This window comes from Amycolatopsis sp. NBC_00438, assembly GCF_036026695.1.
Classification (GTDB): Bacteria; Actinomycetota; Actinomycetes; order Mycobacteriales; family Pseudonocardiaceae; genus Amycolatopsis.
Genome location: NZ_CP107923.1, coordinates 8,150,431 through 8,171,123 on the forward strand (window position 1 = coordinate 8,150,431; position 20,693 = coordinate 8,171,123).

Genomic DNA, 20,693 nt, shown 5'->3' on the forward strand with positions numbered 1-20,693 from the left:
GGAGTGGCGGGGGGACGGCCGGGCTCGCAGCGCGACGGCGGAAACGTGCCAGTGCTCGCGAGGGGTTCGCGATGTGATTGAGCGGTCAAGGAAATCCGCTCGATCGAAGGAGAACCCGGCATGACCCTCGACGGCAAGGTGGCACTGGTGACGGGCGGCAGCCGCGGCATCGGCGCGGCCACGGCACTGCGGCTCGCCGAGGACGGCGCGGACGTCGCGCTGACGTACCAGCACAACGCAGGGCAGGCAGCTGAGGTGGTCGACAAGATCAAGGCTCTCGGCCGTCGCGCGCTGGCGATCCAAGCGGACTCGGCGGACGCCGCGGCGGCGTCGGCGGCCGTGGAGACCGCGGTCGCGGAGTTCGGCCGGCTCGACGTCCTGGTGAACAATGCCGGCGTCGGCTTCGTCGGCCCGCTGTCGGACACCGCACTCGAGGACGTCGACCGCGTGCTGGCGGTGAACGTCCGCGGCGTGCTCGTCGTGACCAAAGCGGCGGCGGGCCACCTGGGCGACGGCGGCCGCGTGATCACGATCGGCAGCTGCGTGACGGACCGCGTGCCCGGCCCGGGCATGGTCCTGTACGCGACCAGCAAGGCGGCGATGGTCGGCCTGACCAAGGCCCTGGCGCGCGAGCTCGGCCCGCGCGGCATCACGGTCAACCTGGTCCACCCGGGCCCGACGGACACGGACATGAACCCGGCCGACGGCCCGTACGCGGCCGACCAGCGCGCCCTGACGGCGTTCGACCGCTACGGAACGCCGTCGGAAGTCGCCTCGGCGGTGTCGTTCTTGGCGGCCCCGGCCGGCGCCTACGTCACGGCGTCGACCCTCTCGGTCGACGGCGGCCACGCGGCCTAGCTGCGGTCGAGCCCGATTTCCTTCGCGAGGTCGATCAGCATGGCCTCGAAGAGGACGTCCGGCTTGGACATCGGGATCGGGTAGTTGCCGAAGACCTCGAGCGTGACGTGCCCGTAGAGCCGGGCCCAGAACTGGATCATCAGGTACGTCACGCCGAGGTCGAGCCGCTCCGCCGGAATGTTCTGCCCGGACTCCGACAGCACGTCGGCCAGCGACTGCTGGAACGTCATGAGGTCGTCGCGCAGCTCGTCCGGCACCCCGCTGCTGGGCGGCGTCACCAGATCGTGCATCGCCAGCACCCGCCCGGCGGCGGCCAGGAAGATCCGCCCGAACGGCTCGTCGACCCGGCTCAGCGCACTCCCGGCCGCCGACCCGACCCCACCGGTCGGCGACGCGAAGACGAGCGTGAACTCCTTCGTGTGAGTGAGCGCCCACCGCCGGAAGCCCTTGCAGATGGCGAACAGCTGCAGCATCCCGTCATCGGGCAGCTCGGCGATGTCCTCGGCGAGCTCGTCGGCCAGGTCCGCGCAGACGTCCAGCCGCAGGTTCTCGACCAGGTCATCACGAGACTCGTAGTACCGGTACAGCGCGGGCGCGGTGATCCCCAGCTCCCGCGCGATCGCGCGCAGCGTGACCGCCTCGGGCCCCTGCTCGACCAGGAGCCTCCGGGCGGTCCGCCGGATGTCCAGTTCGGTAGCCGCACGCGCGCGACCCCTCCGCGTGGGGTGGCTCATCCGAACAGTCTAGGCGCTTACGACAACAAGTCCCGAACCAACGCGGCGGCGAAGGTTACGGAAAGGTGCAGCTCAGGCCTTCGCCTTGAGGTTCAGCGCGACCACGTCCGCAACCTGCCGCCCGAGGTCGAACGAATCTTTGCCCTCACTGGTGGCCTTGTCGCCGAGCGTCAACCCGATCGAGAACGCGAGCTCGTCGGTGACACCTACGACGATGACGCACGCGCGTATGTCGTCCGAGTTCGCGTAGGCGACGGCCGGAAATCCCTGGATCGGTTCGAGCGGCTGCCACCGCGCGGCAACGGGTTGCACGTTCCGATAGGCCAGACCGATCCCCTGGTCGGACTTGGTTTGGTAGCTGATCGCGATGCCGGCGCCGCTCCCCGTGTTGCTGCTCCAGTTGCAGATGGGCCCGAGCTGGCTGTCGCTCTCCCTCCCTCGAGTCGCGTCGCCCAGGAATGTGCTGACTTGATCGGACGTCAACGCCGTCTCACACGGGCTGCCGTCCAAAGCATCCGCAGACAGTGGGTCGCTCACCTGCGGGGCGCCGCTGTCCGGCGTCTCCGTGGTGCTCACCGGCGCCGGGGTGGCCATCCCGGCGGTTCGACGTGCACCGGCGCAAGCCGTCAGCGACGTCGTTCCCACGGCGACAACGGTCGCCGCCACCAGCATTCGACGAATCACTATGCGCGGGCCTTGAGGTTGGTCATGACCGTGTCTGCCACACCTCGCCCGACCTGACAGGCGTCCTTGCCCGCTTCCGCGGCTTCGTCGCCGAGCACCAATGAGAGCGAGTAGGCGAGTTCGTCGGAGACCCCGACAACGATCACGCAGCTTCGTTTGCCGCTGGCCCCCACGTCCACGTAGCCGACCGTCGGATAGCCCTGCACGGCTTCCAGGTCGTCGACCCAGCGGGAAGCTTTCGGCTTCTCATTCTTGTAGGTGAAGCTGATTCCTTGTCCCGTCTTAGTTTCGTAGGCGACGAGGATGCCGGCGCTGCTGCCCGAGCTACTTGCCCAGTCGCACATGGGACCCAGCTCGGAGTCCTTCGGTTTCGGCGCACCTGTTTGTCCGAGATAGCCGGTCACCTGTTCCCCGGTGAAAGCCGAATCGCACGGGCTGCCGTCCAGAACCTTGGCGGGCAGCGGGTCGTTCACCTTGGGAGCGCCGCTGTTCGGCAGCTCTGTGCTGCTGCTCGGCGCGGCTGTTGCGGTACCGGGTGTGCGGCGTTCACCGGTGCACGACGTCAGCAACGTCGCACCGACGACCACCGTGGTGGTACCGATGAGAACTCGTCGGATCATTCGAGCGACCCCTTGATCGTTTTCGTCGAATCCGCAGCTTGCTGGTCGGCCGCTTCAGTGATGCCGAGGGCTTGCCTCATTCTCAGGGTCAGCTCCGTGTAGTAGTCCAGTTGGTACTGCAGGTGGCCCTGGTAGTAGCGCCCGGTTTCGTTGACCCCGTTCGGACCGTTCACCGCCTGCTGGCTGACCGGCTCCTCAGCCGGCGGTTTGGCCCTGCTCAGGATTTCGGCGCTTCGCATCTGTTCGCTGATGGTGTTCTTCTGGTCTTCGGCCTTCTTGAGCATCGCCCGCATCTCCGAGCTGCTCATCGCGAACCCCTGCCCACCGGCAGGCCGCGAAGTCCCGCTGGGCATATCCGTCGCCCAGAAGCCGACGCCGCTGAAGATCGCGCTTCCCGGATCCGTCATCGTGCTCCTCCCCCTAGACCGTTGAGCGTCGCGTACAGCACGTCGACCAGTGCCGCCCGGGTGCCCGGCTGGAAGCTGACCATCCGTTCGCGTCCCGGGAACGCGTACGTCAGCACCCGTCCGACGCCGAGCGCGTCCACCGCTGTGATCGGCGCGCTGCGGGAACCGCCGTTGACCGCGTAGCACTGGTGCAGCCCCGTCCGCTTTGCCGCCATCAATCGCCGGGCCCATGGCAGGGGGTCGCGGGCGTCGTCGGACGTCGGGTCGGAGAGGTCGTACGAGTCTTCGACGGCTCGGCCCGAGAACCTCGACTCCGGGATCGCCACGCGCTCGATCCGGGCGGGCGGGACCGGCGGCAGCACGTCCACCAGCGCTTCGGCGAGCCGCGCCGGCTCCACGGTGTCGATCCGGACCGTGTCGTCCTTCCGGATCAGCCGGAACGCGGCCGGGCCGTCGGCCGAGACGAGGACCGTGCCCGACTCGTCGGCTTCGATGTCGCCCAGCCACGCCGTGAACTGCCGCGAGCCGCGCGCCAGGACGCGCAGGATGTCGCGGAACTCGCGTGTCAGCGTGCCGCGGGCGGCGAGCCGAAGTGACGTGAGGACGTCGAGCACCTTGTCGTCGAGCCGCTTGCGGGTTTCGTCGCCGAGCCAGAGGTTGTCCGGGCCGAGGACCGCCGGGGGTGGGCCGTGCCGCTCCCACTCCCAGGCCGTGAGCAGCGCGGACTTGGGCAGGTAAAGCACCGTCACAGCCCGATCACCGGGGGCACGGTCCTCTCGTCGGAGCCGCCGAAGACGCTCTCCGGGTCGGCTTCCACCAGGTACGACGCGCGCTGGTGCTCTTCGTCCTCGGTCTTGCCGCCCTTGGCGCCCTGGCCCATGCCGCCCATCCCGGACGCGCCCGGCTTGCCCGCCGCGCCGCCGCGGATCCCGCCGGCCGCGCCTGGACGTCCTTCGCCGGGAAGCCCCGCTCCGGTAGACGCGCCGGGAGCACGGGCGCCGGTGGCGCTGCCCGTTCCCGGCGACGAGCCCGAGCCCGGGCCGAATCCGCCGCTGCCACCAGGGCCGAAGCCGCCACCGGGACCGAAACCACTACCGGGACCGAAGCCGCCACCCGGGCCGAAGCCGCTTCCCGGTGAATACGGCGAACTGCCCGGCGGCTGGTAGCCCGGCGGGAACTGCGTCGACGACGGTGGGACGTAACCCTGCGCCCGGACGCTGTCGTCCACGCCCGGTACCTGCGTGTGCGAGCCCGGCGGCGTGACCTGGCCCGGCGGCGTCACGTGGCCCGGCGGTGTCACCTGACCCGGAGGCGGCGGCGCGACAGGCGGATGGACCGCCGGCGGTGGCTGCACCTGTGCGTCGATCGAGTGGTCGTGGTCGCCGCGGACCTGGGTGCGTTCCTTCTTCCCCGGCGGCTCGACCGGGTCCTTCACCTCGAAGTCGCCGCCGTCGTACGCGCCTAGCCGGCCGTAGTCGATCGTCCGGCCCGCGGTATTCGTGCTCGACTGCTGCGAATACGAGTTGTACCGCTCGACGTTCTCCTGGGCCTTCTGGTTGTACTGGTTGATCTTGTCTTCGGTGTCGGTGTCCCACGGGGTCGCGACGTCCCAGGCGCTGCGCGTCGGCGGCTGGTCGGTGACGTCCGGGTGCAGCGAGTTCCGCATCTGGTGGAACTGGTCGATCTGCGTCTGGGACAGCGTCGAGTTGCGGTCCAGGGTCGCCGACGCCGAGGTCGCCGACGCCGTCAGCGGCTGGAGCCGTTCCCGGGCCGCGTCCGAGGCGCCGCCGGTCCACGCCGACTCGAGCCCGGACGTCAGCTCGCGCGTTCCTTGCTCCAGCTGCCGCTGGTACGTCGACTGGTCGACGCCGGCCTTGTGGACGTCCTGCAGCGAGCCGGTGCCCGGCCCGGTCAGCACGGCGTGCACCAGCTGCCCCGGCGACAACCCGGCGGCCTGCGGATTGTCCGCGCCGGTACCCGTTTGTGAAGCGATGTAGCCACCCGCGATCGCGCCGAGCGGACCGCCCGCGAGCAGGCCGACGCCCGCTCCGGTCAGGACCTTGCCGAGCCCCTCGGCCCCCGACTCGACGGTGTGCGCGATCTCCGACCCGACGTGCTTGGCAGCGTCGAGCATGTCGCCGAACAACCCCACCGAACTGCGCTCCCCTCGCGTTCGATCTCCCCTCTTGCGTTACGGACAATAGCGCACCGGTTACAGCTGGTGGGAGGAAACGACCTGGTCGGGGCTCCGGGTCTGCCACCGCGTCAACGGCCGCAGCAGCCACATGCAGGGCACGGTCATGCCGAGCGCGCAGAAGAAGTGCACGATCCACGCCCCGGTCAGGGAGGGCCCGCCCCACGAGCCGGCGGCGTCGGCGTCACTCCAGAAGAACCCGAAAGTCGCGATGCGGCCGACGAGGTACCAGACCAGCAGCGAGACGAGGAACGCCGCCGCGCCGGCGGCGACGCCCCCTCGCCGAGGTTCGGCGCCCAGCAGCCGCCGCGCCAGCCGTCGCCGCACCTCGGGGCCGCCCAGGTACGCGGGGAGCGCGAGGAGGGCGTAGATCGTCCGCTTCCAGTCGGAAATGCTCATGAAGAGCACGCTAGGACGCGCTGAACAGCGCAAACACCCGGTTGGCCGCCCAGTCGGGTGGGGAAAACCACGGGGCGTTCGTCACAAAGTGCGCAACTGCCCGCGACTGTCGGTGCCGTATGCCACACTCGGTCGCCGTACGGTTACTGACGTGAACGGGGAGGTTCGCGTGACGAACCCTGAGCAGTTGATCGCGGACTTCGAGTCCAGGATGGCCGAGTCTCAGCGCAAGGCTCAGCAGATGGTCGGCGAGATCGAGGCGGTCTCGGTTTCCGAGCGCAGCAAAGACGGCCAGATCGGGGTCGAGGTCGACCACGCCGGCAATCTGGTCGGCTTGGAAATCGGCATGAGCGTGCGCGAAAAGCCGAACCTCGCCGACGAGATCCTCCGCACGGTCAAGGCCGCCCAGAGCAAGCTCGCGGCGGCTGTGCAGGCCGGGGTCACCGACCCGGTCGGACCGGAAGTGATGAACGAGCTGGTGAGCCGGCTCCGGCAGAGCTTTCCGCCACCGGACCCCGAAGGTTTTCCGACGCCGCAGGCGACACCTCAGGAAGACGTCCGGTTCGTTCCCGAAGAGGAACGCGGGTTGCCGCCAGAGCCGAAGCCGCCGGCTTCGCCACCGCGCCAGAGCCGGCCGCCGACCGGTGACGGCCATGACGACGACTACTTCAGCGACGGCGATTACCTGCGCTGAAGCGCGGGAGGGGAGGGCAAGTCATGGCGGGACCAGGTGGCCCGGGCTTCGCGGTCGACACGCATGAGCTGCAGACGCACCGGGAACACATTGAGGCACTCACGGACCGGATCGATCGGTGCAAGGAAGCCGCTCAGGCGACGGAGCACCCCGAGGCTTTCGGCCTGCTGGGGATCCCGCTCGCGGCGATCTGCGCCGTTGCCCAGCAGGTCGCGGAGATCGCGATCGAATCGGCGTCGACCGCGTCGTACGACCACTCGGCCCGTATTCAGCTGTGGCAGCAGATGAAGAACGCCGACGAGGCTGAATTCAAGGACCTGTTCAAGGTGGAGGACTGATGGCCGAGTCGCAAGCGGCCGCGAATCCGCTGATCAAGACGGATGCGGAAGACGACCGCAGCGCGCTCGAAGGTGCGGGTCTCTTCCAGGACTTCTGGGACGCGGGCACCGCCGTCGCCGACGGCAACTGGACCGAGGGACTGGCCAACGCCGCGTTCGGCGCGGGGGGCATCGCGGAACTCGTCGCGGATCCCATCGGCACGCTGGCCTCCGCTGCGGTCGGCTGGGCGATGGAGTTCTTCCCGTGGTTGCGAGAGCCGCTCGACTGGCTCACGGGCGATCAGACGGCCTTGGAGAACATGGTCGGGACCTGGGAGAACGTCGGTAAAGAGCTGGAGAAGATCAGCACCGACCTCCAGGACACGGTCAAGAAGGACAGCGAAAACTGGACAGGTCCCTCGGCCGACGCGTATCGCGCTTTCACCGACGATCGCGCGGCGACGTACGCGGGCGTGGCGACCGGCGCCAACGCGATCTCGAAGCTGGTCGAGATCTGCAAGACGATTCTGAGCGTCGTGCGCTCGATCGTGCGGGACCTGATTTCCGAATGCGTCGGCAAGCTCATCAGCATCGCCTGTCGCTACCCGGGGCCGGCGTTGCCGGCGGGCATGGCCACCGAGGGCACCGCGGAAGCCGTCAAGACCGGCAGCAAGTGCATGGAGTGGATCAAGAAGCTGGTCAAGGCCTTCAAGAAGGCCCAGGAGCTCTTCCACCGGATCAGCGGCATCTTCAACCGGGTCAAGGACGTCCTGCGGCGGGGCGCCGACCGCCTGCCCGGCCCGCTCCGGCGAGTCGGCGGCATGCTCGAGTCGAAGGATGCGCAGTCCTTCGCCGACAAGGTCCGGAAAGCGCGCCCCACCCGGCAGAAGTGGGGCCAGGTCGTTTCCTCGGAGCACTCCATCGGCGAGAACCTGCGGGACGCCGGACGGGAGTTCACCAACGACGCCCGTCGGGAGTTCAGTGAGAAGTTCGGCGAGAAGTTCGGCGAAGAGCTCAAGAACGCCACCAAGGAGGAAGCGGGCAAGGAAGTCCTGAAGCACTTGGCCGAGGGGCTCGACGGCGATGACGATGACGATGTCGAGTCGCCGGACGAGCAGTCCGCCGCTCGACAGCCTGTCTTCGACCACCAGGGTGGCCGGCGGATCTCGGGTTCGATCGAGTGAGCGTGCCGGAAGGGGACCGATTCGTCGTTTCCCGGACCGCCGGCCGGCACTGGGTCTTCGCCGTCGTCTTGCTTCTGGTGGCGTCCGGGTTTCTGTGGATGGCACTGGCCTCGACCCAGCAAAGCCCGCGGGTCGCCGGGTTCGTCTTCGGCGGTGCGTTCGGGCTCCTCGGCCTGAACCTGGTCCGGCGGTCGCTGAAGAAGCCCGTGGTCAACGAGCTCGTCATCGATTCGACGGGGATCTCGCGGGTGATCGGCGGTGTCGCCTGGGCGGTTCGCTGGGACGAACTTCGCGCAGCTTCGGTGGTGACGCGGAAGAACGATCAGGTGGTGCTCAGCCCCGCCGTCGATCGGTTCGAGGACCTGCACCGGAGCTTGGTTCGCATCAGCGACGGCGACTACCTGGTGGCGGGAATCGAGTTGGACGACCGCGAAACCCCGCGCGTGCGCGATGCGCTGGCGAAGTACGTCAAGGTCAACGCCGAACGCGTGACCGATGACCGCCCGGTCCGGCAAGGGCGAACAGTGGCGGCTCCGCTGTCGCCGATGCCGTCCGGTGCGGTGCTCGCCACCGCCGTCACGATCCACGTGAACGGCTGGAACCGAGCAGGGCTGCGGCTGATCCAGTTCTTCGCCCTCATGATCGAGCTGGGGCTCGGCGTCGCGATCGAGTTCGGTCCGCGGAACGGGTTTCGCTCCGCGTGCCAGGTCGTTTTCATCGCCGTCTTCGTCGGAGCGGTCTGGCTGGAGATCTTCGAACAGCGGAGTCGCTCCCGGAAGTTCCGCATCACCCTGGAGCTTTCGGCCGCCGGTCTCCACTGGAGGTCCTACTACCGGCAGATCGTGGTCTCTTGGCCGGAAATAGCGGAGCTGCGCGCGCCGTCCGGACTGGTCGAATTCCGGCCCGCAGACGACGACTTCCCGCTCGACCGCCCCGAACTCGGGCACCTGCGCCAGGGCGATGGCTGGTATCGGCTGCCGTGCGCGCTGAGCGCGACGGCTGCGAAGGAGTTCGAGGCGCGCATTCGCGGGGTCCTGCCCGCGAGCGTGCGCTTGGCCGAGCGCGCTGGTGTACGCCAGTGACTTCGTTGCCGATCGGCCCCAAGCCGGTTTCCGGGAGTTCGCCGCCGGCGTGGCGGCGGGGGCGCCGCCGACGCCGATCACTCGGGGGGCTACGTGATCGGCGCCGGCGACCCGATGCCCTGCCCGGCTCGCGCCGGTCGGGCCACGTCATCACGTCTCCGCGATGACGCACCAAGAGAGCGGAGCCGGTCTCTGAAGTGACGTCCGGGGGACATGCATCCCCCGAACGAGTGACGGACATCCGCTGCTCGCATGATTGTCGCACTCAGCCCCGGATAAGTTACAAAAACCTTCACTTTCTTCCGCCGCGACCCTGATGACCTGGTCGGACGGTGTTTCGTGGCAAAGTACGTCCATGAACTCGGACGTGCTCGTTGTGGGATCCGCCAACGCCGACCTCGTCGTCGCGGTGGATCGGCGTCCGGGCGGGGGCGAGACCGTGCTGGGCGGCGACACCGTGCTCTCCCCCGGCGGCAAGGGCGCCAACACGGCGGTCGCGGCCGGGCGGCTCGGGGCGGACGTCGCGATGCTCGGCGCCGTCGGCGACGACACGTACGGCCGGCTGCTGCTCGATTCGCTCCGCGCCGCGGGCGTCGACACCGGGCTGGTGCGGACCAGTGACCGGCCGACCGGCATCGCCTACATCACCGTCACCCCGGACGGCGAGAACTCGATCCTGGTCTCCCCGGGCGCCAACTCGAGCCTCGAACCCGCCGACGTCGAAGCCGTCTTCGACGGGGTACAGGTCATGGTCGCCTCGCTCGAGGTGCCGGTGCCGACCGTCGAGCACGCCGTCGCGAAGGCCGCCGAAAAGGGCGTCAAGGTCCTGCTGAACCTGTCGCCGGCGGCGAAGGTCTCCGCCGAGACGCTGGCCAAGCTGGACGTCCTGCTGGTCAACGAGCACGAAGCCGCCTGGCTGACCGGGCCCGGCGCGGACTTCCGGAAGCTGCTCGACCTCGGCCCGCGCGCCGCCGTCGTCACACTCGGCGCGGCCGGCGCGGTCGTCGTCGAAGCCGGTTCCGCCACCGAAGTCGCGTCGCCGAAGGTCGAGGCCGTCGACAGCACCGGGGCGGGGGACGCCTTCGCCGGCGCGCTCGCGGCGTCCCTCGCCGACGGCGCCGACCTGGTCGTCGCGGCGAAGCGTGCCGTGCGCGTCGCGGCGTTCAGCGTGACCCGGCACGGCGCACAGCCGTCCTACCCGACGGCCGCTGACCTGGGGGAATGATCATCCGGACGCCCGTGTTGCACCTCACATGGGCGATTCGTTCGGCTCGGCCTGGTGGCGTGGCTACGCAGCTCAGCTGAGGGCGATAGCCGAAGCGAGACGCGCGGACCACCTCGCGATCATGCCGCTCGACGAGACGCTGAAGGCGCTCGGCAGGCAGTTCGAGATCGACGAAGGCGGCTACGACGTGCCGCTGGAGGACATCGTCGGCACCGTGGCCCGCGCCGGCGACTTCGACCGCGAGTTCCGGCCGCGCAACCGGGCTCTGCGCGAACGCTGGGAGAGCCTGACGCGGACGTCGGCCGAGCTCCCGCCGGTGCGGCTCGTGCGGCTCGAAGGCGGCACCGACATGTTCTTCGTCGACGACGGCCACCACCGCGTCGCCATCGAGCGGGCTCGCGGCGCCCGCACCATCCGCGCGCGGGTCCGGCGGATCTGCACGATCGCGTGCGCGATGCGCTGCCTGACGCTCGCGGACCTGCCGTCGAAGACCGCGGAGCGGCTGTTCCTGGAGCGCGTGCCGCTGCCGGACGACGTCCGCTTCGGCCTGTGGCTCGACGATCCGGCCGACTGGTTCCGGCTCGCCGACAGCGCGGAGGCCTGGGGGTTCCGTCGTATGCTGGCCGGACGGCCGGTGTCCAGCCGCGACGAACTGGCCGAATCCTGGTGGCACGAGGAGGTCCGGCCGGTGCTCGAACAGGTACGTCGCCGTGGCTTGTGCCCGCCACCACGAGATATCCAGGCCTATCTGAGCTATGGTCTAGACCATGTCGTCTGAGCTTGATGCCGCCTCCGCTGAGGGACGTACGTCGGTGGGGCCTTTGTCCGGGGTCGCCGTCAGCCCCGGCCGCGCGAGTGGTCCCGTCGTCCGCGTCGCGGAGCCGCTGGGTGAGCCCGCCGCCACTCCGGCCCCGGCCGATCCGGCCGCCGAGGCCGCCCGGATCGCGCCCGCTGCCGAGGCCGTGGCCGCGCGCCTGGAGAAACAGGCCGAGACCGCGTCCGGCGAAGCGGCGACGATCCTGATCACGACCGCCGCGATGGCCGCCGACCCGGCGCTCGCCTCGCAGGCGGAACAGCTGGTCAAGACCCAGGGACTGCCCGCCGCACGCGCCATCTACCAGTCCGCCGAGGGCTTCGCCGAGGCGCTGGCCGCCGCGGGCGGGTACATGGCGGAACGCGTCCGCGACGTCCGCGACGTGCGTGACCGGCTGATCGCCGAGCTGCTCGGCATCGCGCCGCCGGGGGTGCCCGAGCTGGCGTCGCCGAGCGTGCTGGTCGCCCGCGACCTCGCGCCGGCCGACACCGCCGGTCTCGACCCGGCGAAGGTGCTCGCGCTGGTCACCGAAGAAGGTGGCCCGACCAGCCACACCGCGATCCTGGCCCGCGCGCTCGGCATCCCGGCCGTCGTCGCGGTCCGCGGGCTGCTGGCGCTGGATGCGCAAGCGCTTGCGGTCGACGGTGACACGGGTGCCGTCGAGGTCGCCGACCCCGCGGCCCCGGTCGTCACCGCGACGGTGGCGCAGCTGGCCGAGTGGAACGGCACCGGCGCGACGTCCGACGGCCACCGCGTGAAGGTCTACGGCAACGTCGGCTCCCCGGCCGACTCACAGGCCGCGGCGGACGCGGGCGCCGAAGGGGTCGGCCTGTTCCGCACCGAGTTCTGTTACCTGGACGCGCCGGACGAGCCGTCGGTGGCCGACCAGCGCGCGGCCTACACCGCGGTGCTGTCGCCGTTCCGCGGCAAGCCCGTGATCGTCCGGACCTTGGACGCGGGTGCCGACAAGCCGCTGGCGTTCCTGTCACCGGAAGCCGAGCCGAACCCGGCGCTCGGGGTGCGCGGGCTGCGCGTGGCGTTCGACCGCCCGGAGGTCGTGGACCGCCAGCTCGAAGCGATCGCGGGTGCCGCGGAGGACTCGGGAGCCGAGGTCTCGGTGATGGCCCCGATGGTCGCGACGGTCGAGGAAGCCGCCTGGTTCGCCGACCGCGTCCGCGCGGCGGGGATCGCCCGGGCCGGCGTGATGATCGAAATCCCGGCGGCGGCGCTGAGCGCCCGCGAAATCCTCGAGGTCGTCGACTTCGTCTCGGTCGGCACGAACGACCTGGCGCAGTACACGTTCGCGGCGGATCGCCAGCTGGGCGCGGTCGCGAAGCTGAACGACCCGTGGCAGCCGGCGCTGCTGCGCCTGCTCAAGCTGATCGGCGACGCGGCCAAGGCCACGGGCAAACCGGCGGGCGTCTGCGGCGAAGCGGCGGCCGACCCCCGGCTGGCGCTGGTCCTGACGGGCCTCGGCCTGACGAGCTTGTCGATGAACGCCCCGGCGGTCCGCACGGTGGGCGCCAGCCTGGCGAGCACGACGCTGGCGGAGTGCGAGGCTGTGGCGGAAGCGGCCTTGGCGACGTCGGACCCGACGGCGGCGCGTGCCGCCGCTCGCCCCTGATCCTCGGTACCCGGTCATCCGGCAGGTCGGGCGCAGACGTGCCGCCTCGGGCCCAGACGCCTGAGCCGGTCGAAGGGATGGCCCCGGCAAAGTCGGAGTCACCCCGCGCCTTGCCCGATCGGGTGACGAGGTTGCCGCGCCCCCCGCCCTCCCCAGGGGGGCAGCCCCACGCTCAGTCTATCGGTCATCACCGACGGTCCGGGTTTGTGCGAACCTGGGAGGCGGAGTTGTCCACAACGTTCGAGGGGTGTGGACAACAACGTCCGTGAAGGCCACTTCGGACCAAGTCCGAGGTGGCCTTCACCGCGTCCGGAAGACGTTCGGAAGAAGTAAGAAGCGGAGAACTGTCGATTCCGGCCCGTCCCGCTCGACGCAGGGGTGAAAGGGAAAGCCGAGCCGGGAGGACAGCGACATGACCACAAGTACCCGGGCCGGGCGGCGGGAGTGGGTCGGGCTGGCCGTGCTCGCGCTGCCTACCCTGCTCGTTTCGCTCGATGTCTTCGTACTCGTCCTCGCGCTGCCGAAACTCGCCGTGAGCCTGCACGCCGATGGGACCGAACAGCTCTGGATCATGGACACTTACGGCTTCATGGTCGCCGGGTTCATGGTCACCATGGGGACCCTCGGGGACCGGATCGGCCGGCGGAAGCTGCTGCTCGTCGGGGCCACTGCCTTCGGGCTCGCCTCCGTCGCCGCCGCCTTCTCGACCAGCGCCGCCATGCTCATCGCCGCGCGGGCGGTCCTCGGGATCGCCGGGGCGACGCTCGCTCCCTCGATCCTGGCGCTCATCGGGACCATGTTCACCGACGCCCGGCAGCGCGCGTCGGCGATCGGGATCTGGGCCGGGTGCTTCACCGTCGGGGCGATCATCGGGCCGATGGTCGGCGGGTTCCTGCTCGAACACTTCTGGTGGGGCTCGGTCTTCCTGCTCGGCGTCCCGGCGATGGTGCTGCTCCTGGTCATCGGCCCGAAACTGCTGCCCGAGTACCGCGACGAGACCGCCGGCCGCCTCGATCTGCCCAGTGTCGGGCTCTCCCTCGCCGCGATCCTGCCCGTCGTCTACGGCGTCAAGGAGCTCGCTCGCGACGGCGTCCACCCGCTGCCGGTCACGGCGCTGGTCGCCGGGATCGCCGTCGGGTACGTCTTCGTGACGCGGCAGCGGACGCTCGACGAACCGCTGCTCGACCTGCGGCTCTTCGCCGGGAAGGCGTTCCGCACCGCGCTCGGCGGGATGCTGCTGTTCAGCATGCTCGGCGGCACCACGATGCTGTTCGTCGCGCAGTTCTTCCAGCTCTCGCTGCACCTCTCGCCGGTCGGGGCCGCGCTCGGGCTGCTGCCCGGGATGGCCGCCTCCACCGTCAGCTTCCTCGCCGCGCCCGTGCTGGCCCGGCGGTTCCCGACCGGCACGCTGATCGCGGGCGGTGTCGCCTTGGCCGCGCTCGGCATGGTCGTGCTGGCCTTCGCCGACGCCGGGCCGGTATGGCCGGCGATCCGGTTCGCCGTGACGTCGCTGGGGGTCGGGCCGATGGTCGCGCTCGGCACCGACCTCGTCATCGGCTCGGTGCCGCCGCGCAAGGCCGGGGCGGCCGCGTCGCTCGCCCAGACCGTCAACGAGTTCGGCTACGCGCTGGGCATGGCGACCGTCGGCACGCTGGGCAACGCCATCGTCCGCTCGCACGACGAGGCCGTCGGCCTGCACGCCGTCGCCGGGCTGAGCGCGGTCGCCTTCGCCGTGCTGGTCTGGTTCGTCGCCCGGCACCTGCGGTCCGCGCAGCCGCTCGCCGTGTGACGGGCGAAGGCCTCCCCTGCCCGATGCCTGGGCGGGGGAGGCCTTCTTGACGCCGGGGGCAGAGGGGCCCCGGCTAGCCGAAGAGCCCGCGCCGCGGGTGGCGGATCACCAGGGAACCGCCGTGGACGCGGCCGCTCAGCACGTACCGCGGGGTGCCCATCCGCCCGTTGCTGTGGGTCTTGTCCTCCATCGAACCGAACTTGACGTCGCTGATCGCGTTGACGTCGACCGCGGCGTGCTCGGGGATGACGATCTCGACCGAGCCCCACTTGGCGTCCAGCTCGATGTGCACCACCGGCGACTGGACCTGGGCTTCGGTGAAGTCCAGCTTGGTCGAGCCGTACTTGTTGCGCACCACCATCTCCGACGGCACCACCCACGGGCCGCCGCGGTGCAGCGACGAGTACTTCGCGTTGAGCTCGAAGCGCTGACCGGGCACGTAACCGCCGCTGAAGCCCACCGGGGGCGCGTACGACGGCGCGGCCGCACCGGCCGCGGCCGGGTGGTAGAGGCCGGCGAGGTCGGCCAGCACGGTGTTCAGCTCGCCCCGCGTCCTCGACGCGAGCGCGCGGTCCGTGCGTTCGGTGAACTCGTCCAGATCGATCATCCCGCGGCCGATAGCCTTCTGGAGTACCCCGACGACGTGCTCGCGCTCGTCGTCGGAGACCCGAAGATCGCGCTCGCTCAACGGCTTGGTCTCGGTCATCGGTTCCGCCGTCGTGGTCTCTTCCTCGCCCATGTCCACGATGGTAGAACCGGATTTCTCCAGGGAGATCGGGGGAAAACCCTGAACGGACCCGTATTCCGCGGTGCCGCGCTCGGCGCGGCGCTCCTCGTGCTGGCCGCGTGCACCGGTGACGAGCCCGCTCCGCCGCCGGCCCCGGCGAGGACCAGCGCGCCGCCGACCGCCGCGGCACCGCTACCGGAGGGCCTCCACGGTGTGGCCGCCACCGGCGGGATCGGCGTGAGCGCGCTGCTCCCCACCACGGGCCCGACCCTCTTCGACGCCGACCGCGGGCCCGCGGGCACCCCGCCCGGTTACCCCGGCGGTGACGTCGGGATGAGCGTCGTGCGCGTCGGGAAGTCCGCCGTCCTGACCGCCCACAACGACAAGGACCCGTTCGACGTCTTCGTCTACACCGGCCCGGCGACGCCGCCGCGGTCGCTCGGCCGTGCCTGGTCGGTGGCGCCGGGTGCCGACGGCACGAGTGCGTGGGTGATCCGGCAGGACGCGCCGGACAGCTGCCGGCTCCAGCACGTCAAGCTCGACGGCGGTGAGCTCGGTCAAGGGCAGTCCGCCAGCTGCCACACCCAGGTCCGCGCCGAGACGGAAAACGGCCTGCTGATCACCATCAACGCCGACGGCGCCGAGTCGACGGACGCGCTCATCGAGCCGGAGACCGGCCGCACGGTGCAGCAGGCGCCACGCATCCTCGCCGTCGCCGGGAACTGGATGCTGCTCGACGGCCTCACCGATCTCACGCTCGTCGACCTGCGGGACAACAGCCGCAAGAAGCTCAGCCGGCCGACGGTCGGGCCCGCGCCGACCGTGGTGCCGTCGCGGGAGGGCGCCCTGTTCGCCGCCGACTTCGCGGTCCATTCCTACCGGGCCACCAACACGCAGCTGCGCGACGTCTGGCTGCTCCGCCCGGACTCGCTGAGCTGGGAACACGCGCCGGGGATGCCGTTCATCACCGAGCACCTCCAGGACGGTGGCGGCATGGACTGGAGTGACGCGGGTGACCTCGTGCTCGCGGACGGCGTCCTCGCCGCCTGGCACCCGGGCGAGCCGAACTGGCGGCTGGGCAAGGCCGCGCTGCCGAACGGCGACTGGAGCGGCATCACCGTGCTGCCGTGACTACTCCTCGTCGAGGCCGTGCTCGATCGCGTACCGGGCCAGCTCGACGCGGTTGTGCAGCTGCAGCTTCCGCAGCGTCGACTGCACGTGGTTCTCGACCGTCCGGTGTGACAGCACGAGCCGTTCGGCGATCTGCCGCGCGGTGAGCCCCTTCGCGACCAGGCGCAGGACGTCGGTCTCGCGCTCGGTCAGCCGCGGCGGCTCGGCCCCTTCGGCCGGGGCGTCGGCCATCCGTCGGTACTCGCCGAGCACCAGGCCGGCCAGGCCGGCGGTGAACACCGGGTCGCCGGCGGCGGTCCGCCGGACGGCGTCCACCAGCTCGACCGCGGACGCCGACTTCACCAGATAACCGGACGCGCCGGCCTTCACGGCTTCCAGGACGTCCTGGTGTTCCCCGCTCGCCGAGAGCACCAGCACCCGCGTCGAGGGCAGCGCCGCGGTGATCTCGCGGGTGGCGTCGACGCCGGAGGTGGTGCCGAGGTTGAGGTCCATCAGCACGACGTCCGGCTGCACGGTCCGCGCGATCCGCAGCGCCGCGTCGGCGTCCGGGGCGGTCGCCCGCACGTCGAAGCCGTGTTCGGTCAGGTCGCGGGCCACCCCGTCCCGCCAGATCGGGTGGTCGTCGACCACCATCACCGAAATCCGTGGTTCGCTCATGACGCGCTCCTGGTGCTCGGCACCCTGACCTCCCACTCCGTGCCCCGGCCGGGACCGGTGTCGAGGGCCGCGCTCCCGCCGAGGTCGCGCACCCGGCCCCGGATGGATTCCACCACGCCGAGGTGCCCGTTCGCGGCCGCTCGCTCGAGAACGCCGTCCGGAATGCCCGGTCCGTCGTCGCGGATGCTCACCACCACCTCGGTGCCGAGGTCCTCCAGCAGCACCCACGCCCGCGCGTTCGTGCCCGCGTGCTTCTCGACGTTGGCCAGTGCTTCGCGGGTGACGGCGGCGAGCTCTTCGGTGACGTGCGCCGGCAGCTCGACGTCGTCCGCCGGGGTCGAGACCTGCACCGACGGCGTCGCGAGCAGCTGCAACGCGGTGCGCAGGCTCGTCGTCCCGGTCTCGCTCGGCTTCAGCGGTTCCGTCGTCACCAGCGACCGCAGCGCGATCTCCTGCTCGCCCGCCAGCCGGGCCAGCTCGGCCGCCTCGCCGCCGACCTCGTTGCCGCGCTTGCGGACGCGGGCCAGGACCTGCAGCACGCTGTCGTGGATCGACCGGGCCAGCCGTTCGCGTTCCGCCGTCGCCGCTTCCTTCCGCAAGGCCTGCGCCAGGCGGGTCGCGGCCTGCCGGCTCAGCGTCGCCGCCATCCCGACCAGCAGCCCGGCGGCCGCGAGCAGGACGCCGTCGCGCGCGACGTCGAGGTCGAACTTCTCGCGCGCGATCCCGGTCGCGACCCCGACGACCAGGCCGGCGAGCACCCCGCCGACCGCGCCGAACCGCGCGCCCGCGGCCACCGGCGGCACCGCCGCCCAGACCGTGGTGATCAGCGGGACGTTCAGTGCGAACTGCGCGTCGCTCAGCACGAAGGGCGAGGTGAGCAGCAGTCCGGTGCCGACCACTAGGTCGACGACGACCAGCCACGGCGGCCGCGTCCGCTCGCGCAGGTACAGCAGGCTGATCACGACCGACCAGACCGCCATCGCGCCCAGCAGCGTCCAGGCCAGCCACTCACGCCGGTAGTGCTCGTGCTGCACGATCACCGTGCCGCCGGCGAACGCCCAGGTGAGCACGCGGAACGCGTTCACGCCGCGCCACAGCGGCGTGATCGGGTCCGGCGTCCGCGCGGTGGTCATTCCTTCTTTTCGTCCTTGTTCACGGCGGTCGCCGCGCGGGCGTTCTTTTCTTTGTCTTCTTCGTCGTCCTCACCGATCGTCGGCACCTCGGCGTCGGGTGTGCCGGGTTCGGCGTCGTTCGGCTGCGCGGCCTGGTCCTTGAGGACGTCGACCTCGGCCGGGTCCGGGTTGCGCTCGTGCAGCAGCGACCGGACGCCGGCGTTCAGCACGGCCAGCAGCGGCACGGCCAGCAGCGCGCCGGCGATCCCGCCCGCGACCAGGCCGGCGGTGATGGCCAGGACCACGGCCAGCGGGTGCAGCTTCACCGCCCGCCCGAGCAGCAGCGGCTGCAGGATGTGGCTCTCCAGCTGCATCACGCCGATCACGATGCCGAGCACGATGACCGCGCCGATGGGGCCGTTCGTCACCAGCGCGATCAGCACGGCGACGCCACCGGTCAGCACGGCGCCGATGATCGGGATGAACGCGCCGATGAAGACCAGCGTCGCCAGCGGGATCACCAGCGGCACACCCATGATCCACAGGCCGACGCCGATGCCGACCGCGTCGACGACGGCGACCGCGGCCGTCGCGCGGACGTAGCTGACCAGCGAGGCGAACCCGCGGCGCCCGGCGACGTCGACCCGGTTGCGGACCCGGCCCGGCACGACGCGGACCAGGAACGTCCAGATGCCGTCGCCGCCGCTGAGGAAGAAGATCGTGATGAACAGCGTCAGCAGGAAGCCGGTGAGGATCTCACCGACGGTGCTCGCCGTGGTCAGCGCCGTCGTGGTGATGGACGCCTGGTTGTTCTGGATGAAGCCGATCGCCTGGTTGATGAAGTCCTGGATCTGCTCCTGGCGCAGGTGCGGCGGCCCGTTGAGCAGCCAGTTCTTGATCTGGTCGAGGCTCGCGTTCAGCTGCTGCTGCAGCTGGGGCAGCCCGGAGGAGAACTGCGTGATGACGAACGTCAGCAGCCCGCCCAGCACGGCCAGCCCGGCGATCACCACGATCGCGGTCGCCAGCCCGCGGGGGAACTTCAGCGCCACCAGCTTCTGCACCGCCGGCGCCAGCAGCGCGGAAACCAGCAGGGCGATGGACAGCGGGATGACGACCACCGAGAGGTAGCCGATCACCCACACCACCGCGTACAGCGCGGCGACGATCACGATGAACCGCCACGCGAGCGCGGCGCTGATGCGCAGCCCCCGGGGGATCAGTCCCGTGATGTCCTCGTGCTCCGGCAGGAACGGGTCTTCTCCTCGCGCGTGGCTCACCGCCACACCGTACTGGCTGGGACGTCCGATTCGCCGGACTGCCAGCTGTGATCACTGATCGTCAGTCCGGAATACACCGTGTGTTCTTCACACGATGGGGGCATCAAGTCGGTTCGAGGGTGCGCGTCACGCCCTGTGTTTGGTTAGGTCGCTACCGCAACGTTATGTGGCAGTAGGTCACGAGACAGACACAGCACCAGCGCGTCAGGAGACAACGAGTGGCGAACACCGCGACGAACGAGGGGCAGGGCGCCAAGCGCTCGCGCCGTCTCGTGTCGCGTGCGCTCCTCGTCGTCGGTGGCGCCATCGCCGGCACCGCCGCCGCGTGGCTCGTCTCCGGTGCGACCGCTTCCGCCGACACAGTCGAGGCGGGCACGGCTGCCGTTACGCCGGCCACCGACGCGACGGTCGGCAGCCTCGGCGACGTCTCGCACGTCCCCGGTGACGTCGCCGAAGCCGGTTCGCCCCAGGACGTCACGTCGTGGAGCAAGCCCCGCGTCCTCGAGCACGAGGTCTCCGAGCGCGTCAGCGACTCGGTTTCGGACCTCACCGAGGACGCCGTCGTCAGCCCGGCGCACCGCGCCCTGGGCGCGGTCGAGCACATCGCCCGCAAGCCGCAGGACACCCGCGAGGTCCTCGAACAGACCTTCACCCCCGAGCCGGCGCACGATGTGCTGCAGCTGCTCGACCCGGCCGGCAAGGGCGACCTGGTCCCGCTCCCCCAGCTCCCGGGGCTCGCCCCGGTCGAGCAGGAGCCGGTGACCGAAGGCGTCGGCCAGGCCACGGACACGGTCGCCGTCTCGACCGTCCAGCTCCCCGCCGTGTTGCGAGCCGCGCTCGCGATGCCGACGGGTGTCCAGCAGAACGACGTCACCGGTGCCGCGGGCGAGTCCCGCGACTCGCACCGTGAGCTGCCGTCGTCGCCGCTGGTCCCGGTGCAGCTTCCGGCCGCACCGTCTGTTCCCACTGCCCCGGGTGGCAGCTCTGCCCCCGGTGGTCACCTCGACGGCTTGAACTTCGGCGTCCCCTCGTGGGTCTCCGCTGCCGTCAGCGATGCCGCCGCCAGCGCTTACCGCGGCGGCCTGCGGCACACGCCGCGCACCCCGGGCACGCAGCCCGGTGTCACTCCTGACTGAAACACCTCCCTCCACGGGTAGCTGACGC

Annotated in this window: 22 protein-coding genes; 11 read left to right on the plus strand and 11 right to left on the minus strand. The window is 70.7% G+C overall.

Annotated features, from left to right (window positions below; all coding sequences use genetic code 11):
* The first annotated feature begins 120 nt into the window (after positions 1–120).
* Positions 121–858, plus strand: coding sequence for a 3-oxoacyl-ACP reductase family protein (locus OG494_RS37150; protein ID WP_328446753.1), 738 nt, complete (start codon positions 121–123; stop codon positions 856–858).
* On the opposite strand, the gene OG494_RS37155 is transcribed toward OG494_RS37150, so the two are convergent.
* The 7 genes from OG494_RS37155 to OG494_RS37185 form a co-directional block, all read right to left on the minus strand.
* Positions 855–1,592: a TetR/AcrR family transcriptional regulator gene (locus tag OG494_RS37155; protein ID WP_328446755.1), complete on the minus strand. Its 738-nt coding sequence runs from the start codon at positions 1,590–1,592 to the stop codon at positions 855–857. The two genes, OG494_RS37150 and OG494_RS37155, sit on opposite strands and share 4 nt — an antisense overlap.
* A 72-nt stretch (positions 1,593–1,664) precedes the next feature.
* Entirely contained in the window at positions 1,665–2,264 is a 600-nt protein-coding gene (locus OG494_RS37160; protein ID WP_328446757.1) for a DUF3558 domain-containing protein, read from the minus strand.
* Positions 2,265–2,275: 11 nt separating this feature from the next.
* Positions 2,276–2,896, minus strand: a complete 621-nt coding sequence (locus tag OG494_RS37165; RefSeq protein ID WP_328446758.1) for a DUF3558 domain-containing protein — start codon at positions 2,894–2,896, stop codon at positions 2,276–2,278.
* On the minus strand, positions 2,893–3,303 hold the full coding sequence (locus tag OG494_RS37170; RefSeq protein WP_328446759.1) for a hypothetical protein: 411 nt from the start codon (positions 3,301–3,303) through the stop codon (positions 2,893–2,895). The genes OG494_RS37165 and OG494_RS37170 overlap by 4 nt, the downstream gene beginning before the upstream one ends.
* On the minus strand, positions 3,300–4,052 hold the full coding sequence (locus OG494_RS37175; protein WP_328446761.1) for an ESX secretion-associated protein EspG: 753 nt from the start codon (positions 4,050–4,052) through the stop codon (positions 3,300–3,302). The genes OG494_RS37170 and OG494_RS37175 overlap by 4 nt, the downstream gene beginning before the upstream one ends.
* Positions 4,049–5,455: a hypothetical protein gene (locus OG494_RS37180; protein ID WP_328446763.1), complete on the minus strand. Its 1,407-nt coding sequence runs from the start codon at positions 5,453–5,455 to the stop codon at positions 4,049–4,051. The genes OG494_RS37175 and OG494_RS37180 overlap by 4 nt, the downstream gene beginning before the upstream one ends.
* A gap of 60 nt (positions 5,456–5,515) precedes the next feature.
* Complete coding sequence (locus OG494_RS37185; RefSeq protein ID WP_328446765.1) at positions 5,516–5,896, minus strand: hypothetical protein; 381 nt, start codon at positions 5,894–5,896, stop codon at positions 5,516–5,518.
* Between the two features lie 169 nt (positions 5,897–6,065).
* Between OG494_RS37185 and OG494_RS37190 the strand changes: the two genes are divergently transcribed.
* The 8 genes from OG494_RS37190 to OG494_RS37225 all read left to right on the plus strand — a co-directional run bounded on the left by OG494_RS37190 (position 6,066) and on the right by OG494_RS37225 (position 14,625).
* Positions 6,066–6,590: a YbaB/EbfC family nucleoid-associated protein gene (locus OG494_RS37190; RefSeq protein WP_328446767.1), complete on the plus strand. Its 525-nt coding sequence runs from the start codon at positions 6,066–6,068 to the stop codon at positions 6,588–6,590.
* Between the two features lie 23 nt (positions 6,591–6,613).
* Entirely contained in the window at positions 6,614–6,928 is a 315-nt protein-coding gene (locus OG494_RS37195; protein WP_328446769.1) for a hypothetical protein, read from the plus strand.
* Complete coding sequence (locus OG494_RS37200; protein ID WP_328446771.1) at positions 6,928–8,091, plus strand: WXG100 family type VII secretion target; 1,164 nt, start codon at positions 6,928–6,930, stop codon at positions 8,089–8,091. The genes OG494_RS37195 and OG494_RS37200 overlap by 1 nt, the downstream gene beginning before the upstream one ends.
* On the plus strand, positions 8,088–9,173 hold the full coding sequence (locus tag OG494_RS37205; RefSeq protein WP_328446773.1) for a hypothetical protein: 1,086 nt from the start codon (positions 8,088–8,090) through the stop codon (positions 9,171–9,173). Before OG494_RS37200 ends, OG494_RS37205 begins: the two co-directional genes overlap by 4 nt.
* Positions 9,174–9,528: 355 nt before the next feature.
* Positions 9,529–10,398 carry a ribokinase gene (locus tag OG494_RS37210; protein ID WP_328446775.1) on the plus strand — a complete coding sequence of 290 codons (870 nt, stop codon included), beginning with the start codon at positions 9,529–9,531 and terminating at the stop codon, positions 10,396–10,398.
* A 28-nt stretch (positions 10,399–10,426) separates the two neighbouring features.
* Positions 10,427–11,176 carry a hypothetical protein gene (locus tag OG494_RS37215; protein ID WP_328446777.1) on the plus strand — a complete coding sequence of 250 codons (750 nt, stop codon included), beginning with the start codon at positions 10,427–10,429 and terminating at the stop codon, positions 11,174–11,176.
* A complete protein-coding gene (ptsP, locus tag OG494_RS37220; protein ID WP_328446779.1) occupies positions 11,166–12,836 on the plus strand; it encodes a phosphoenolpyruvate--protein phosphotransferase in 1,671 nt (556 codons plus the stop codon). The genes OG494_RS37215 and ptsP overlap by 11 nt, the downstream gene beginning before the upstream one ends.
* A 412-nt stretch (positions 12,837–13,248) precedes the next feature.
* On the plus strand, positions 13,249–14,625 hold the full coding sequence (locus tag OG494_RS37225; protein WP_328446781.1) for an MFS transporter: 1,377 nt from the start codon (positions 13,249–13,251) through the stop codon (positions 14,623–14,625).
* Positions 14,626–14,698: 73 nt separating this feature from the next.
* Here OG494_RS37225 and OG494_RS37230 read toward each other — a convergent pair whose 3' ends face one another.
* Positions 14,699–15,364, minus strand: a complete 666-nt coding sequence (locus OG494_RS37230) for a DUF1707 SHOCT-like domain-containing protein (protein WP_328446783.1) — start codon at positions 15,362–15,364, stop codon at positions 14,699–14,701.
* A 225-nt stretch (positions 15,365–15,589) separates the two neighbouring features.
* Here OG494_RS37230 and OG494_RS37235 point away from each other — a divergent pair, with 225 nt between their 5' ends.
* Positions 15,590–16,483 carry a hypothetical protein gene (locus OG494_RS37235; RefSeq protein WP_328446785.1) on the plus strand — a complete coding sequence of 298 codons (894 nt, stop codon included), beginning with the start codon at positions 15,590–15,592 and terminating at the stop codon, positions 16,481–16,483.
* On the opposite strand, the gene OG494_RS37240 is transcribed toward OG494_RS37235, so the two are convergent.
* Genes OG494_RS37240 through OG494_RS37250 form a run of 3 tightly spaced genes read right to left on the minus strand, consistent with a single transcriptional unit; the run spans position 16,484 to position 19,529 of the window.
* Positions 16,484–17,140 carry a response regulator transcription factor gene (locus OG494_RS37240; RefSeq protein WP_328446787.1) on the minus strand — a complete coding sequence of 219 codons (657 nt, stop codon included), beginning with the start codon at positions 17,138–17,140 and terminating at the stop codon, positions 16,484–16,486.
* Positions 17,137–18,273: a MacS family sensor histidine kinase gene (gene macS, locus OG494_RS37245; RefSeq protein ID WP_328446789.1), complete on the minus strand. Its 1,137-nt coding sequence runs from the start codon at positions 18,271–18,273 to the stop codon at positions 17,137–17,139. Before macS ends, OG494_RS37240 begins: the two co-directional genes overlap by 4 nt.
* Positions 18,270–19,529, minus strand: coding sequence for an AI-2E family transporter (locus OG494_RS37250; protein ID WP_328446790.1), 1,260 nt, complete (start codon positions 19,527–19,529; stop codon positions 18,270–18,272). Before OG494_RS37250 ends, macS begins: the two co-directional genes overlap by 4 nt.
* Before the next feature lie 218 nt (positions 19,530–19,747).
* Between OG494_RS37250 and OG494_RS37255 the strand changes: the two genes are divergently transcribed.
* On the plus strand, positions 19,748–20,665 hold the full coding sequence (locus tag OG494_RS37255; protein ID WP_328446792.1) for a hypothetical protein: 918 nt from the start codon (positions 19,748–19,750) through the stop codon (positions 20,663–20,665).
* Positions 20,666–20,693: the final 28 nt, after the last annotated feature.